Source organism: Streptococcus sp. 477 (assembly GCF_013277295.1).
GTDB classification, from domain to species: Bacteria; Bacillota; Bacilli; order Lactobacillales; family Streptococcaceae; genus Streptococcus; species Streptococcus pseudopneumoniae.
In genome coordinates this window covers 1-15,290 of sequence record NZ_VMMQ01000025.1, presented here as the reverse complement: position 1 = coordinate 15,290, position 15,290 = coordinate 1, and the positions used below count along the sequence as shown (strand labels likewise).

General features: G+C 38.6%; 13 protein-coding genes, 1 other RNA gene and 1 pseudogene. 9 read left to right on the top strand and 6 right to left on the bottom strand.

Translation table 11 applies throughout. From position 1 onward, the window contains the following. Nucleotides 1-204: 204 nt before the first annotated feature. Nucleotides 205-2,400 carry a penicillin-binding protein PBP1A gene (pbp1a, locus tag HT691_RS04315; protein ID WP_138700049.1) on the bottom strand — a complete coding sequence of 732 codons (2,196 nt, stop codon included), beginning with the start codon at nucleotides 2,398-2,400 and terminating at the stop codon, nucleotides 205-207. Then, the gene (gene recU, locus HT691_RS04310) at nucleotides 2,397-2,993 is read right to left on the bottom strand and encodes a Holliday junction resolvase RecU (protein WP_023934044.1); all 597 of its coding nucleotides are present in this window, start codon (nucleotides 2,991-2,993) and stop codon (nucleotides 2,397-2,399) included. Before recU ends, pbp1a begins: the two co-directional genes overlap by 4 nt. Before the next feature lie 427 nt (nucleotides 2,994-3,420). Here recU and HT691_RS04305 point away from each other — a divergent pair, with 427 nt between their 5' ends. Next, a complete protein-coding gene (locus tag HT691_RS04305; protein WP_172925265.1) occupies nucleotides 3,421-3,801 on the top strand; it encodes a hypothetical protein in 381 nt (126 codons plus the stop codon). Nucleotides 3,802-4,557: 756 nt separating this feature from the next. On the opposite strand, the gene HT691_RS04300 is transcribed toward HT691_RS04305, so the two are convergent. After that, nucleotides 4,558-5,142: a VanZ family protein gene (locus HT691_RS04300; RefSeq protein WP_119942524.1), complete on the bottom strand. Its 585-nt coding sequence runs from the start codon at nucleotides 5,140-5,142 to the stop codon at nucleotides 4,558-4,560. A 67-nt stretch (nucleotides 5,143-5,209) separates the two neighbouring features. On the opposite strand from HT691_RS04300, the gene HT691_RS04295 reads away from it, so the two are divergent. The 8 genes and pseudogenes from HT691_RS04295 (at nucleotide 5,210) to cbpJ (ending at nucleotide 12,507) form a co-directional block, all read left to right on the top strand. Continuing rightward, nucleotides 5,210-5,737 (top strand): SLOG family protein, encoded by a 528-nt coding sequence (locus HT691_RS04295; RefSeq protein ID WP_119942526.1) that lies wholly within the window; start codon nucleotides 5,210-5,212, stop codon nucleotides 5,735-5,737. 69 nt (nucleotides 5,738-5,806) lie between these two features. Then, entirely contained in the window at nucleotides 5,807-6,148 is a 342-nt protein-coding gene (gene gpsB / locus HT691_RS04290) for a cell division regulator GpsB (protein WP_119942528.1), read from the top strand. A gap of 20 nt (nucleotides 6,149-6,168) precedes the next feature. Continuing rightward, an RNA gene (gene rnpB, locus HT691_RS04285) (RNase P RNA component class B) lies at nucleotides 6,169-6,549 on the top strand. Between the two features lie 84 nt (nucleotides 6,550-6,633). Next, the gene (locus HT691_RS04280) at nucleotides 6,634-7,791 is read left to right on the top strand and encodes a class I SAM-dependent RNA methyltransferase (protein ID WP_172923351.1); all 1,158 of its coding nucleotides are present in this window, start codon (nucleotides 6,634-6,636) and stop codon (nucleotides 7,789-7,791) included. Nucleotides 7,792-7,803: 12 nt separating this feature from the next. Further along, complete coding sequence (locus tag HT691_RS04275; protein ID WP_023938812.1) at nucleotides 7,804-9,210, top strand: cell division site-positioning protein MapZ family protein; 1,407 nt, start codon at nucleotides 7,804-7,806, stop codon at nucleotides 9,208-9,210. A 75-nt stretch (nucleotides 9,211-9,285) separates the two neighbouring features. Next, nucleotides 9,286-10,710, top strand: coding sequence for an NADP-dependent phosphogluconate dehydrogenase (gndA, locus tag HT691_RS04270; protein ID WP_000158778.1), 1,425 nt, complete (start codon nucleotides 9,286-9,288; stop codon nucleotides 10,708-10,710). Between the two features lie 11 nt (nucleotides 10,711-10,721). Continuing rightward, a complete protein-coding gene (locus HT691_RS04265; protein WP_000518020.1) occupies nucleotides 10,722-11,411 on the top strand; it encodes a response regulator transcription factor in 690 nt (229 codons plus the stop codon). A 97-nt stretch (nucleotides 11,412-11,508) separates the two neighbouring features. Continuing rightward, nucleotides 11,509-12,507 (top strand): annotated as a pseudogene (cbpJ, locus tag HT691_RS04260) (choline-binding protein CbpJ). A 118-nt stretch (nucleotides 12,508-12,625) separates the two neighbouring features. Here cbpJ and HT691_RS04255 read toward each other — a convergent pair. The 3 genes from HT691_RS04255 to HT691_RS04245 are packed head-to-tail and all read right to left on the bottom strand — an operon-like array spanning nucleotide 12,626 to nucleotide 14,726. Further along, on the bottom strand, nucleotides 12,626-13,858 hold the full coding sequence (locus HT691_RS04255) for an MFS transporter (protein ID WP_023935619.1): 1,233 nt from the start codon (nucleotides 13,856-13,858) through the stop codon (nucleotides 12,626-12,628). A gap of 42 nt (nucleotides 13,859-13,900) precedes the next feature. Continuing rightward, entirely contained in the window at nucleotides 13,901-14,488 is a 588-nt protein-coding gene (locus HT691_RS04250) for a lanthionine synthetase LanC family protein (protein ID WP_031233470.1), read from the bottom strand. Further along, on the bottom strand, nucleotides 14,388-14,726 hold the full coding sequence (locus HT691_RS04245; protein WP_345890401.1) for a lanthionine synthetase LanC family protein: 339 nt from the start codon (nucleotides 14,724-14,726) through the stop codon (nucleotides 14,388-14,390). Before HT691_RS04245 ends, HT691_RS04250 begins: the two co-directional genes overlap by 101 nt. Nucleotides 14,727-15,290 lie beyond the last annotated feature (564 nt).

The following is a 15,290-nucleotide window of genomic DNA, read 5'->3' as shown; positions in this document are numbered from 1 at the left end:
TAAACGAATTAAGGTAAAATTAAAAGGACTTAGCCTTGTGCAGTACAGAACTAAATCCTTTGGATAAATTAATTGTCTAACTTTTGGGGTCAGTACAGAAAAGCCTTGGTCGTATGCGTTTTATTATGGGAAAATGTACTTGACCTCTGTATTTCATTTTGAAAATGACAAAATCCTGAGTTTAGAGTTCTCAGGATTTTTCGTTTACTGTTGTGGTTGTTGTTGAGGGGTCTGTGGAGCTGGAGTTTGATTGGCTCCGGGTGTATTTGGCGCTTGGTTTTGACCATTGGTACTAGCATCAGGACTTGTGGCTGGTGCTTGATTTTGACTATTATTACTAGCATCAGGACTTGTAGTTGGTGCTAGGCTAGTAGAGCCTTCTGTACTTGTTGAGGAGTTTTCGGTTGAAGATGATTGGGATGTTGTTTCAGTCCAAGTCGGTCTTGCTCCATTTTGGAAAACAAACTGCCCATTTCGATAGATACCATCTGGTATATTCCAATCCTCTGGATTGCTTCCTTCAGACAGGTAGGTCATCATAGAGCGGTAAACTTTGGCAGCGACCGTAAGGCCATTGCCTACAAGTGGTGTCAGACGGTTAGAATAGCCTGTCCATACAGCCATTGAATATTTACGCGTATAGCCAGCAAATAGTTCATCAGGTGCTACAAACTGAGAGGTCTTGATGTGGTTTTCAATTTCCTCGTCTGTATAGTTAGAGGTTCCTGTTTTACCAGCCTGAGGGAGCCAAGCAAGATAGGCATTTCGTCCAGTTCCATAAGTCAAGACTGTTTTCATCATGTCGGTCATCATATAGGCTGTCGTTTCCTTCATGGCACGAGTTCCGACATTAGAGAGCTCTTTTTCACTCCCATCACTAAAGACGACTTTATGGATATACATTGGCTTATAGTAAGTTCCACCATTTGCAAAGGCAGCGTAAGCAGCAGCCATCTTTTCACTACTTGCTCCATATTTTTTGTCTGATTCGGTTGTGTTACTTGAAATGGCATTTGAGTAGTGAAGACTTGGGTAGTCGATTCCGAGACCATTTAGGAAAGTCTTGGCGCGGTTGAGTCCGACCTTGTTTAGCGTTTCCACGGCTGGGACGTTTCGCGATTGTTGCAGGGCGTATTGCAAGGTGATGTTGCCAAAGTAGCCCCTATCCCAGTTATAGACAGGGGTATCTGTCCCAGGATAGTTATAGGGCTCATCGTGAACGATAGTAGCAGTTGAATCGTAGACACCGTACTCCAAGGCAGGAGCATAGTCTGTGATCGGTTTCATAGTTGATCCCCAGTCGCGGTTTGTTTCCACTGCTTGGTTAATTCCGAAGGAAACATTACTTGACTGATGTCGTGCTCCTAGCTGGGCAATGACTTTACCGTTAGAAACATCGACAATGGTAGAAGCGACTTGCAATTCATCGTCTGGATAGGCAACGTATTCGTCTGTATTGTAAATATCCCACAGATGTTTTTGAGCTTCTTGGTCTACATTTGTGTAGACATCCATCCCAGTTGTGAGCAGGTTATAGCCTGTTTCTTCTTCAACTTGATTGATGACTTCCTTGAGGTAATTATCCATGTAAGCAGGGTAATTACTTGCTGATTTGAGACTTTGTAGTCCATCAGTAATTGATGTGTTGACTGCTTTCTCATACTGTTCAGCAGAGATGTAGCCTTGATTTTTCATTTCAGATAAGACCAAGTTTCGGCGGTTTTGGGCTGCTTCTGGATGTGAATAGGGGTCATATTGGTTTGGTGCCTGAGGCATTCCAGCCAGCAAGGCTAACTGAGGTAAACTTAAATTATTGAGGTCTTTACCATAGTAGTTTTGAGCGGCTGTCTGCATTCCATAGTTGCCATTAGACATGTAGACCTTATTTATATAGTAGGTCAAGATTTCTTGCTTGGTTGCTTTTTGTTCTAACTGAATCGCTAACCAAGCTTCCTGAGCCTTACGAGAAATAGTCTGGTCGGAAGTCGAGGTTGAAAAGTAAGTCAACTTAATCAACTGTTGGGTGAGAGTTGATCCACCTTGGAGGGAATTGCTTTGCAGATTGCGCAAGAAAGCTCCCAGGATACGGATGGTATCAATCCCCCTGTGGTCGAAGAAGCGATGGTCTTCGATAGAAACGATTGCCTTAACCAAATCTGTGGGAATATCATTAGCTTGGGCATTGACGCGGCGTTCAGAACCCAAGTCAGCAATGAGTTGATTTTTATTGTCGTAGATTTTACTAGAGGTTGTTGCAACTAGTTTACTCTCGGATAGGCTAGGAGCCTTGCTAACGTAGTAGAAAAAAACTCCTCCGCCTAAGACAATGGCTGCGATAACCAAGCTTAAGAAGCTAATGCTCAGATACTTGATTAGGCGCAGAATCGTTGGTTTGTTCATCTTGTTTTACCACCTAATAAATGTTCTTTGATAACATTGAGATAAGGAATTTGAGGGAAGGCACTAGCCTTGATTTCATATCCATATTCTCGAATATATCCAAGTGGCATTGATTTTTGCCCCTTATCTTGATGATAGAAGCGAATCAAATCGAATGCCGGCAATAAGTAGGTTTCTTGCTGAGAAGAAAAGTGAAGAAGGACAAAGCAGATTCCTTGTTGGGCAAGGACTTGTTCCATATGCTGAATCTGATGTGGATGAAAATTTTTCATCGGAATCGCACGTTTTTGTTTTGTTTCCTTGGCTTCAAAGTCGATGTAATATCCATTATAAACGCCAGAATAGTCCGTCGTTGAAGCTTGTCGAAAATAGGCTTCAACAATCTTGGCACGACTTCGTTGTGGATAGTCCACTCGTACGATTTGAATAGGGGTTGGTTTCTTGTGTATAACAGCCAAGCCCTGAGACAAATAGTAGTCGTTGGTAGCATTGATCATCTTTTCAAAAGACATTCCTCGATTTGCGAAATTTTTGGGTTGAGAAAGAGATGTTTGTCTTTTTTGTGATGAAAGTTTATGTGGATAGTTGACCATAATTCTCCTTATTGGTACAATAACATCACTTTATTATACCATAAATTTGCACAGAAAGGGTTAAAAATGGCTATAGCTTTTATCACAAGATATTTTTTCGCTTCATTCATATTCAGTTGGATCCTTTTCATATGACTATTCTACCAAATGGGATATTTTCACGTTCGATTTACTAAAGACATTATCACATTCGAATCACAACGTAGTATAAAAAATATAAATATCATTTGATTTAATTTTATAAATGTTATATAATGATGTCGAAAGCGCTTTACAAACAAGATATAATCTAGAGTCGTAATTATATAGGCTTGATTTTAGCTTTATTGTTTTATTGATTCGGAACATTCTTCTAGTAATTAACTATAGACTGATTAAACTTGGGATTGAAATTATCTCCATACTTATATATTTTGAAGGAATCTCTATGAAAGACATTATTCGGATACTATCTATTGGCTTTTTATGGATTCTGTTGATAGCAAATGTAGTGCATGCAGCAACTGCGATTACTTATAATGGACAGGGAATAAGAGGTCAATATTCAATACAAGCTTGGTACACTAACCGTAGAGGAACCTATACTGTTAATCATAACCAAACTCCTAGACCTGGGAGTGGGAACGTAGGGTTTAGAGTTTCTGTTGTGAGTCGTTCATGGATTGGTGGTAAAATATATGCATCATCTGTTTATTATGGAAAAACTAGTGGAACAATTAGTGTTGATCTAAATTCAGGTACTTATGGATTATATTTCAATACTGAGGATAGAGGTTTATATAATATTTCAGGTAGTGTGACTTATTAATTGAGTATTTATTTGGATAAGTCTTTTATTAACTATTTTATAATTTTTTAGTTTAATACTCTTCCTTACTAATCATATCAATTGGTTTTTATAGTAAAATGAAACTAGAATAGTACAACATAATTTCTAAAGCATTGTTAGAAATTAATTTGAATGCCTCAAATGATTTATCCTCATCTTATTTCAATTTACTATAGTTTCTTTGTGAGTTTTGATGTAGAAAAGTATTTTGTGATGGATTATAAAGATTGAATAGATATAAGTTATTTTAAAACATACTTTTAAAGAGAATTTGGTAATAATAAGTGAATTATTATCAATTAAAAATAAGTTTGGTAAAAAATCTTTACAATCAGAAAAACCGAATATTATCACGATTTTAAAATCTTTGATCATATACGGTTTATTATTGAAATATTTGTTTTCTCTTAAAATTGATGCTTTTATAAAATTAAAAAGCAATATAGGTAGTAGATATTTTCATAGATTTGTTACTGATTTTGTCAGTATTATCTACAACCTCAAAAAAGGATACTATTCAAACTGTGCTTAGTTCTTTTGTTTTCTGTTTACTATGAGTTTTCACCTGGCCTTCTTTAAAATCAAAGTTTACATGTTTTGTTGACAGTTTGCGTAATAAACATCGGAGTTTAAATATATACTTTAAACAAATGCCTATCATTAGTACATATTATAAAAAATGATGCTCTTTCTGATTTTAAAGGAATGTAAATAGAATATCTAAGATTTGTAGTTTTATTTTATGTAATGAATTATCTTTTTTCCTAATCTGCTATCATGGATATTGCTTCCAATTATAAAACCTATTGTGTTTGTAAATATATCTCCTATATCAAAGAATCCGAGATGAAATACATATTGTGAGGTTTCTATTATTGTTATGAAAAAGATAAAACGCATGACTGTTTTAAAATTAAATTTAAATAATCCTCCTATTGGGATAAAAATTACAATATTTAAAAGAGAAATTGTTGAATCAATTAAAAGTGAATCTTTGATAAACTCAACGAGATTAAAGTTAACTCCCTGAATACCTAAATTTTTAAAAAGTAGCGAATAAACAAGAATTAAACAGTAAAGAAAATAAGATATTCTTATCAATCTAGTATCAAGTCTGTGCGTATAGCTAGATCTTAGGAAAGTGAATAAAAACAATGTTAGAATTAGAATGATGAATAGAGGTCTCCAGAAATCAGAGCCACCGGTAGGAAAACTAAAGATAGAGATGAATTGGAAGTAAAGGTATTCCATAAAAAACCATCTACAAATTAGGAAGGAAATAGCTAAATTTAAAAAATCAAGTATATATATTTTTTTCATTTTATAATCTCCTAAATTTCATTTATATACCATATTATATCATAAATTTGCACAGAAAGGGTTAAAAATGGCTACAGCTTTGGTTTTAGGCTATTCTGCTTTTGATTTGGGTTTGTCTTCTGACAAGGATCCTCGTCTTAAATTGATAAAAAAAGCAATACGTAAAGATTTAGAGGCTATGGCAGCAGATGGGGTGGCTTGGCTTGTGTTTACAGGAAGTTTGGGTTTTGAATATTGGGTTTTAGAGGTTGCTCAGGAGATGAAAATCGAATACGGTTTCCAGTTGGCGACCATTTTTGCTTTTGAAGCCCATGGGGAAAATTGGAATGAAGGCAATCAGATCAAACTGAGTCGTTTTAAGCAGGTAGACTTTGTCAAATATGCCTATCCTCGCTATGAACACAAGGGGCAGTTAAGAGATTACCAGCAGTTTTTACTGGAAAATACGAATAGTTCCTATCTTTTTTATGATGAAGAAAATGAAACGAAATTAGCTTATTTTTACCAAAAGATGAAAAATCAAGAGGACTATTTTATAAAGAGATTAACATTTGATCAATTAAATGAACTTGCTGAAAATTTTTCCGAAAATTGAAGCTTTGACCTTGATTTTTGTTTGCTTTTTTTTATATAATAATGCTAGCAAGCAAGAATGGAGAGAGACATGGCAAGTATTATTTTTTCAGCGAAAGATATTTTGGAACAAGAGTTTGGGCGTGAAGTCCGTGGATATAGCAAGGTAGAAGTGGATGAGTTTTTAGACGATGTCATCAAGGACTATGAAACCTATGCTGCCTTGGTCAAGTCACTTCGTCAGGAAATTGCGGATTTGAAGGAAGAATTAACTCGTAAACCGCAAGTGAGTTCGGCTCCAAGTCCTAGTCACCCAGATCCAATTGATGTGGCAGCTTCATCTTCTATGACGAATTTTGATATTTTGAAACGCTTGAATCGTCTTGAAAAAGAAGTATTCGGTAAACAAATTTTAGACAATACTGATTTGTAATTCAGGTCTTGTTACATGCAATTTTTGGATAATCGCGTGAGAAGAATTGCTTCTCATGAGGAAAGTCCATGCTAGCACAGGCTGTGATGCCTGTAGTGTTTGTGCTAGGCGAAACCATAAGCCTAGGGACGAGAAATCGTTACGGCAGTTGAAATGGCTAAGTCTTTTGATAGGTCAGAGTAGGCTTGAAAGTGCCACAGTGACGGAGTCTTTCTGGAAACGGAGAGAGTGGAACGCGGTAAACCCCTCAAGCTAGCAACCCAAATTTTGGTCGGGGCATGGAGTACACGGAAACGAACGTAGTATTCTGACTGCTATCAGCTGGAGCTGTTAGTGGTAGACAGATGATTATCGAAGGAAGTGGTCCTAGTCACTTCTGGAACAAAACATGGCTTATAGAAAATTGCATATAGGTTGGGGCTGAGAAATTTTCTCAACCTCATTTTTTAAAGTGGACATATAGAAAGGTCTTGCAAGACTGTAACATGAAAAAAGAATTTAATTTAATTGCAACTGTGGCAGCAGGGCTTGAGGCTGTCGTTGGTCGTGAAGTGCGAGAGTTGGGCTACGATTGTCAGGTTGAAAATGGACGTGTTCGTTTTCAAGGAGACGTGAGAGCTATTATCGAAACCAATCTTTGGCTTCGGGCAGCAGATCGTATCAAAATTATCGTAGGAACGTTCCCAGCTAAGACTTTTGAAGAGCTGTTTCAGGGAGTTTTCGCCCTAGATTGGGAAAATTATTTACCACTTGGAGCTCGGTTCCCGATTTCAAAAGCCAAATGTGTTAAATCTAAACTTCACAATGAGCCCAGTGTTCAGGCTATTTCTAAGAAAGCTGTTGTCAAGAAATTGCAGAAACACTATGCTCGCCCAGAAGGTATTCCACTGATGGAGAATGGCCCAGAGTTTAAGATTGAGGTCTCTATTCTCAAAGATGTGGCAACTGTCATGATTGATACGACCGGGTCTAGTCTCTTTAAACGTGGCTATCGTACCGAAAAAGGGGGAGCCCCTATCAAGGAAAACATGGCAGCAGCTATTTTGCAACTCTCTAACTGGTATCCAGACAAGCCTTTGATTGATCCGACCTGTGGTTCGGGGACTTTCTGTATTGAGGCAGTTATGATTGCTCGAAAGATGGCACCAGGACTTCGTCGCTCTTTTGCCTTTGAGGAATGGAACTGGATTAGTGATCGCTTGATTCAAGAAGTGCGTACAGAAGCGGCTAAAAAAGTAGACCGTGAGCTGGAACTGGATATTATGGGCTGTGATATTGATGCTCGCATGGTGGAAATTGCTAAGGCCAATGCCCAGGCAGCTGGTGTTGCAGGAGATGTTACCTTTAAGCAGATGCGCGTGCAGGATTTACGTTCCGATAAAATCAATGGTGTGATTATTTCCAATCCGCCTTACGGGGAGCGTTTATCAGATGATGCAGGAGTTACCAAGCTCTATACTGAGATGGGGCAAGTATTTGCACCACTGAAAACTTGGAGCAAATTTATCCTGACTAGTGATGAAGCTTTTGAAAGTAAGTATGGTAGCCAAGCAGATAAGAAGCGTAAGTTATACAACGGAACCTTGAAAGTGGATCTGTATCAATATTTTGGTCAGCGTGTCAAACGGCAAGAGGTAAAATAGAAAGGGATACTCATGAGTAAAAAAAGACGAAATCGTCATAAAAAAGAAGGCCAAGAACCGCAATTTGATTTTGATGAAGCAAAAGAGCTAACAGTTGGTCAAGCTATTCGTAAAAATGAAGAAGTGGAAGCAGGAGTCTTGCCTGAGGATTCCATTTTGGACAAGTATGTTAAGCAACACAGAGATGAAATTGAGGCGGATAAGTTTGCGACTCGCCAATACAAAAAAGAGGAGTTAGTTGAAACTCAGAGTCTGGATGATTTAATTCAAGAGATGCGTGAGGCTGTAGAAGAGTCAGAAGCTTCTTCGGAGGAAGTTCCATCTTCTGAAGACATCTTACCACCCTTGCCTCTGGACGATGAGGAGCAAGGCTTGGATCCTCTATTGCTAGAGGATGAAAATCCAACAGAAATGACTGAAGAAGTGGAAGAGGAGCAAAACCTTTCTCGTCTGGAACAAGAAGACTCAGAAAAGAAAAGCAAAAAAGGCTTTGTTTTGACCGCTTTGGCGCTTGTATCAGTAATTATCTGTGTCAGTGCTTATTATGTCTATCGTCAAGTGAATCGCTCGACCAAGGAAATTCAGACTTCTCAATCAACCACAAACACGCAGGCAGAAGTGGAAGAATTTAATAATTTATATGATGCTTTCTACACAGATAGTAATAAAACGGCTTTGAAAAATAGCCAGTTTGATAAACTGACTCAACTCAAAACCTTGCTTGATAAACTGGAAGGTAGTCGTGAACATACGCTAGCCAAATCTAAGTATGATAGTCTAGCAACGCAAATCAAGGCCATTCAAGATGTCAATGCTCAATTTGAGAAACCAGCTATTGTGGATGGTGTCTTGGATACCAATGCCAAAGCCAAATCGGATGCTAAATTTACGGATATTAAAACTGGAAATACGGAGCTTGATAAAGTGCTAGATAAGGCTATCAGCCTTGGTAAGAGCCAGCAAACAAGTACTTCTAGCTCAAGTTCAAGTGAAACTAGTAGCTCAAGCACTAGTCAAACAAGCTCAAATACGACTAGTGAGACAAGCCCAAGTAGTTCAAATGCTGCCTCAAATGAGACTAGAAGTTCTCGTAGCAAAGTCAATATGGGCGTATCAAGTGCGGGTGTTGCTGTTCAAAGAAGTGCCAGTCGTGTTGCCTATAACCAGTCTGCTATTGATGATAGTAACAACTCTGCCTGGGATTTTGCGGATGGTGTCTTGGAACAAATTCTAGCGACTTCACGATCACGTGGCTATATCACTGGAGACCAATATATCCTTGAACGTGTCAATATCGTTAACGGCAATGGTTATTACAACCTCTACAAGCCAGATGGAACCTATCTCTTTACCCTTAACTGTAAGACAGGCTACTTTGTCGGAAATGGCGCTGGTCATGCAGATGACTTGGACTACTAAGCAGTCGTTACAAAATTCTTTCTTTTCAAAAGTAAAAATGATAAAATAAAATAAATGAAACAAGAGGAGTGTCAAATGACAAAAGCTAACTTTGGTGTCGTAGGTATGGCCGTAATGGGTCGTAACCTTGCCCTTAATATTGAATCTCGTGGTTACACAGTTGCTATTTACAACCGTAGTAAAGAAAAAACGGAAGATGTGATTGCTTGCCATCCTGAAAAGAACTTTGTACCAAGCTATGACGTTGAAAGTTTTGTAAACTCAATCGAAAAACCTCGCCGTATCATGCTGATGGTTCAAGCTGGACCTGGTACAGATGCTACTATCCAAGCCCTTCTTCCACACCTTGACAAAGGTGATATCTTGATTGACGGCGGAAACACTTTCTACAAAGACACCATCCGTCGTAATGAAGAATTGGCAAACTCAGGTATCAACTTTATCGGTACTGGGGTTTCTGGTGGTGAAAAAGGTGCCCTTGAAGGGCCGTCTATCATGCCTGGTGGACAAAAAGAAGCCTACGAATTGGTTGCAGATGTTCTTGAAGAAATTTCAGCTAAAGCACCAGAAGATGGCAAACCATGTGTGACTTACATCGGTCCTGATGGAGCTGGTCACTATGTGAAAATGGTTCACAACGGTATCGAGTATGGGGATATGCAATTGATCGCAGAAAGCTATGACTTGATGCAACACTTGCTTGGCCTTTCTGCAGAAGACATGGCTGAAATCTTTACTGAGTGGAACAAGGGTGAATTGGACAGCTACTTGATCGAAATCACAGCTGATATCTTGAGCCGTAAAGACGATGAAGGTCAAGACGGACCAATCGTAGACTACATCCTTGATGCCGCGGGTAACAAGGGAACTGGTAAATGGACTAGCCAATCATCACTTGACCTTGGTGTGCCATTGTCGCTAATTACTGAGTCAGTATTTGCTCGCTACATTTCAACTTACAAAGAAGAACGCGTGCATGCTAGCAAGGTTCTTCCAAAACCAGCTGCCTTCAAATTTGAAGGAGATAAGGCTGAATTGATTGAAAAAATCCGTCAAGCCCTTTACTTCTCAAAAATCATCTCATACGCACAAGGTTTTGCTCAATTACGTGTAGCTTCTAAAGAAAATAACTGGAACTTGCCATTTGCAGACATCGCATCTATCTGGCGTGATGGCTGTATCATCCGTTCTCGTTTCTTGCAAAAGATTACAGATGCTTACAACCGTGATGCAGACCTTGCCAACCTTCTTTTGGATGAGTACTTCTTGGATGTTACTGCTAAGTACCAACAAGCAGTGCGTGATATCGTAGCTCTTGCAGTTCAAGCTGGTGTGCCAGTACCAACCTTCTCAGCAGCTATTACTTACTTTGATAGCTACCGTTCAGCTGATCTTCCAGCTAACTTGATCCAAGCGCAACGTGATTACTTTGGTGCCCACACTTACCAACGTAAAGACAAAGAAGGAACCTTCCACTACTCTTGGTATGACGAAAAATAAGTAGGTCTGCCATGGGGAAACGGATTTTATTACTTGAGAAAGAACGAAATCTAGCTCATTTTTTAAGTTTGGAACTCCAAAAAGAGCAATACCGAGTTGATCAGGTTGAGGAGGGGCAAAAAGCCTTCTCCATGGCTCTTCAGACAGACTATGACTTGATTTTATTGAATGCTCATCTGGGGGATATGACAGCCCAGGATTTTGCAGATAAGCTGAGTCGAACTAAGCCAGCCTCAGTCATCATGATTTTAGATCATTGGGAAGACTTGCAAGAAGAGCTGGAAGTTGTTCAGCGTTTTGCAGTTTCATACATCTATAAGCCAGTCCTTATCGAAAATCTGGTAGCGCGTATTTCGGCGATCTTCCGAGGTCGGGACTTCATTGATCAACACTGCAGTCTGATGAAAGTTCCAAGGACCTACCGCAATCTTAGGATAGATGTTGAACATCACACGGTTTATCGTGGTGAAGAGATGATTGCTCTGACTCGCCGTGAGTATGACCTTTTGGCGACACTTATGGGAAGCAAGAAAGTTCTGACTCGTGAGCAGTTGTTGGAAAGTGTCTGGAAGTATGAAAGTGGGACCGAGACAAATATCGTAGATGTCTATATCCGTTATCTACGTAGCAAGCTTGATGTTAAAGGCCAAAAAAGCTACATTAAAACCGTGCGTGGTGTTGGTTACACCATGCAAGAATAGAAAAGTAGTTGCAGTTGTGTAACTGCTTTTTTGAGGAGTTTTTATATATTGACATGCAGTCGGGTCTTTGCTACAATCGTTTTAGGAGGGTATATAGATGAAAATTTTGAAAAAAACTATGCAAGTTGGACTGACAGTATTTTTCTTTGGTTTGCTAGGGACCAGTACAGTATTTGCAGATGATTCTGAAGGATGGCAGTTTGTCCAAGAAAACGGAAGAACCTACTACAAAAAGGGGGACCTCAAAGAAACCTACTGGCGAGTGATTGATGGTAAGTACTATTATTTTGATTCTCTATCTGGAGAGATGGTTGTCGGCTGGCAATATATCCCGTTTCCATCTAAAGGTAGTACAATTGGTCCTTACCCAAATGGTATCAGATTAGAAGGTTTTCCAAAGTCAGAGTGGTACTACTTCGATAAAAATGGAGTGCTACAAGAGTTTGTTGGTTGGAAAACATTAGAGATTAAAACTAAAGACAGTGTTGGAAGAAAGTACGGGGAAAAACGTGAAGATTCAGAAGATAAAGAAGAGAAGCGTTATTATACGAACTATTACTTTAATCAAAATCATTCTTTAGAGACAGGTTGGCTTTATGATCAGTCTAACTGGTATTATCTAGCTAAGACGGAAATTAATGGAGAAAACTACCTTGGTGGTGAAAGACGTGCGGGGTGGATAAACGATGATTCGACTTGGTACTATTTAGATCCAACAACTGGTATTATGCAAACAGGTTGGTAATATCTAGGTAATAAGTGGTACTACCTCCGTTCCTCAGGAGCAATGGCCACTGGCTGGTATCAGGAAGGTACCACTTGGTATTATTTAGACCAGCCAAATGGCGATATGAAAACAGGTTGGCAAAACCTTGGGAACAAATGGTACTATCTCCGTTCCTCAGGAGCAATGGCAACTGGTTGGTATCAAGATGGTTCAACTTGGTACTACCTAAATGCAAGTAATGGAGGTATGAAGACAGGTTGGTTCCAGGTCAATGGCAAATGGTATTATGCCTATGGTTCAGGTGCTTTGGCAGTGAATACGACCGTAGACGGCTATTCTGTCAATTATAATGGCGACTGGGTTCGGTAATGACAGGGTGCTTATAATTATATTAGAACACTCGCTTAATCAAAGAAGTGACTTTGTTGTACTTGACCTGACGATTGGGGAGATTAAAAAGCATGTGAAATCTACACATGCTTTTTTGTTAGTTATGAGTGTTGAACTTGACTAACCATTGACAAAAGATAAGAGCAATCAAAATAAGATACAAAAATATCAATGCTAACTGCACCGAAACGCCCGATGCTATGGATAGGGCTAATAGGGAGAGCAGGGACGGGGCGAGAATGTCCACTGTGCTCAGAGCAGAGCCCACCGTCCCCATCTTGTCACTGGGGATATAGGCAAAGACAGCTGCTTGTAGGCGAGGGCTGAGAATGCCTATAATCGTAGAACTGATGAAACTGGTCATGAAAATTACGATATAGGCTTGATAAAGGATACTAGTTATTAGAGCCAATAGGGAAATCTCACAGAAAACCAAGAGGTGCGTGAAACGGATATTTTTAAATAGATTACTGCTGGTCATATTGCCAAGGATAGCTCCACAAGACATGATGATGGAGAGCAGGGCGAGGAGTTGCCCAATGCTTAGTTGTGCTAGTGTTTGTTGGATGAAGCGGAGGGCAATCAGCCGAGGGGACACATCCAAGATGGCAATCATACTGGTCGTCAGAAACAGTAGTATGACGGTATCTTTTAACCTCAGGAGCACAGCCAGCGATTGTTTAAGATGTTGAAAATATTTCTTAAAACTCAGTGCTGTATGTGACATTTCAATCCTTTTTTCAACCTCATACAAGGTATGTCTAATAACATACAGGCCCAAAAAGGCAATGACAAAAGTCAGAGTGTTGATAAGGGAAATAGTTTGAATACTTATAACATTGATAAGGAATGCGCCAGCCAGATTGGCGACAATGCGGACAACCCTCATCAGAGACTGCCTAAACCCCATGGCATCATGCAGGTCGTCCTTAATTACACTGATGTAGAGGGCGTTCATCATGTAGGCAGACAGGTAGCTCAAGGTGTCAGAGATGAGGTTGATGATGACAATCATAATGACTGAAACTAATGAAAAGGGCGACAAGACGAGAAATACTGTCAAAATAGCGTAGAGCAGGATTTTGATTTTGGCAATCCAGAGTGCGTGTTTGACTCTATTTTCTTGAAAATCTCCTAGAATCCCGAGAAAGAGTTGCGATAGTAGGGGAACCATCTCTGAAATGGAAATCAGTAAAATCGCTAGCGGAGCGAAATTGTACTGAGCCACATAATTGATAATGGCGAGGTAGAAAATACTGTCGCCGAATGATGAAAAACAGCTGTTTAGCAGCAACTGTCTATATATGTTGTTTGTCCAAAATAATTTCATACATTTCTCCTTATGTCTGCACATCGAATGGGAATTTATTATTTAATAGACACCAATATACCCCATGCTTCCTATTCCGAAGTCAAACAAATCTGCTTTACCACTATCTCCTTGAAACATCAGTAAACCGTGATCATCTCGTTCAGAACATGCTAAAATTACCTGTTGGATTTTTTTCATCAGTAATTTGTTTTGATTGTAGACAGTGGTTTGTAGTAAGCTAGTTATTCCGTGGCAATATCCTGTCATCATTTTTAGATGATGGTTAAAAACAAATTCTTGATATTTACTAATAATATCTTTGTTTCCGTCACAATCGTACATACAAAGATATAAGATTATTCCGGAAATTCCTTCGCACCAAGAAAGTTGTAAATTTCCTAAATTTTCAGTATTAGAAGTAACTTTTTCTAATAATTTTTTTAATTCAGCATGGAATATATGGAGATCATTATAGAACATAGAAGGTTCTAAGACTTTAGAATAGGCAAATAAAGCATATGCAATTTCACAATATCCATGAGCAAAGCTATAGTCTAAAATGCTTTCTTTGGCTGTATCTCTTTGTAGGAAATAATGATAAATTTCCCCATATACTATTGTGGATGAAAGTTTTAAGAGTATTGTCATTGGTAAATTGATAGTATTTTATTAATGGTAATAGGACACCAGATTTTCCCAATGCAAAGTCTATTTCCTCTAGAGTATCATAATTCTCTATTAATTTCTTAGCGGTGACGTTTGCTAATTGTAGATAGTATTGATTTTTACTGATAGAAAATAAATGTAGGAGTAACCATAGATAGCCTGAATCACCAAATAGCAGCGAGTATTGATATTCATATGTGTGTGTCGTTCTAATTGTCACTGCTTTCTTGATGATAGAGAGTATTTTAGAATCCAGTTCTGGGGGGGGGCAATTTATTTAGAGGAAACAGTAGTCCAGCTATTCCGTGTTGGAATGATAAATTACTTACGAAATTTCCAAATTCTGTTGAAGAAGTAATCCTTCCTTCAGAATTTACAGTTTTATCTAGTAAAAATCGTAGAACACTATTACATTCCGTTTTGTAATCATATTTATGTTCCTCTATTTTTTTAATTTTGACTAAATTATTTGTTTGACTTAAATTTAGTAGGTATTGTAACCAAAATAGTTGCTCATCTGTGAGCTGACCTTGAGTATGTGATAGTTCTAGTAATTGAATAGGATCCTTTAGTTAGATTCGATCAATCCATAACATAACAACATTTTTAGGACAACTTGTCAAATATTAGTATATATTTTTACATCTTGAATTGTCAAATTAAGTGCATAACTTTCCCGTTCAATATGTACTGACCCCCAAAAGTTAGACAATTAATTTATCCAAAGGATTTAGTTCTGTACTGCACAGGACTAAGTCCTTTTAGTTTTACCTTAATTCGTTTA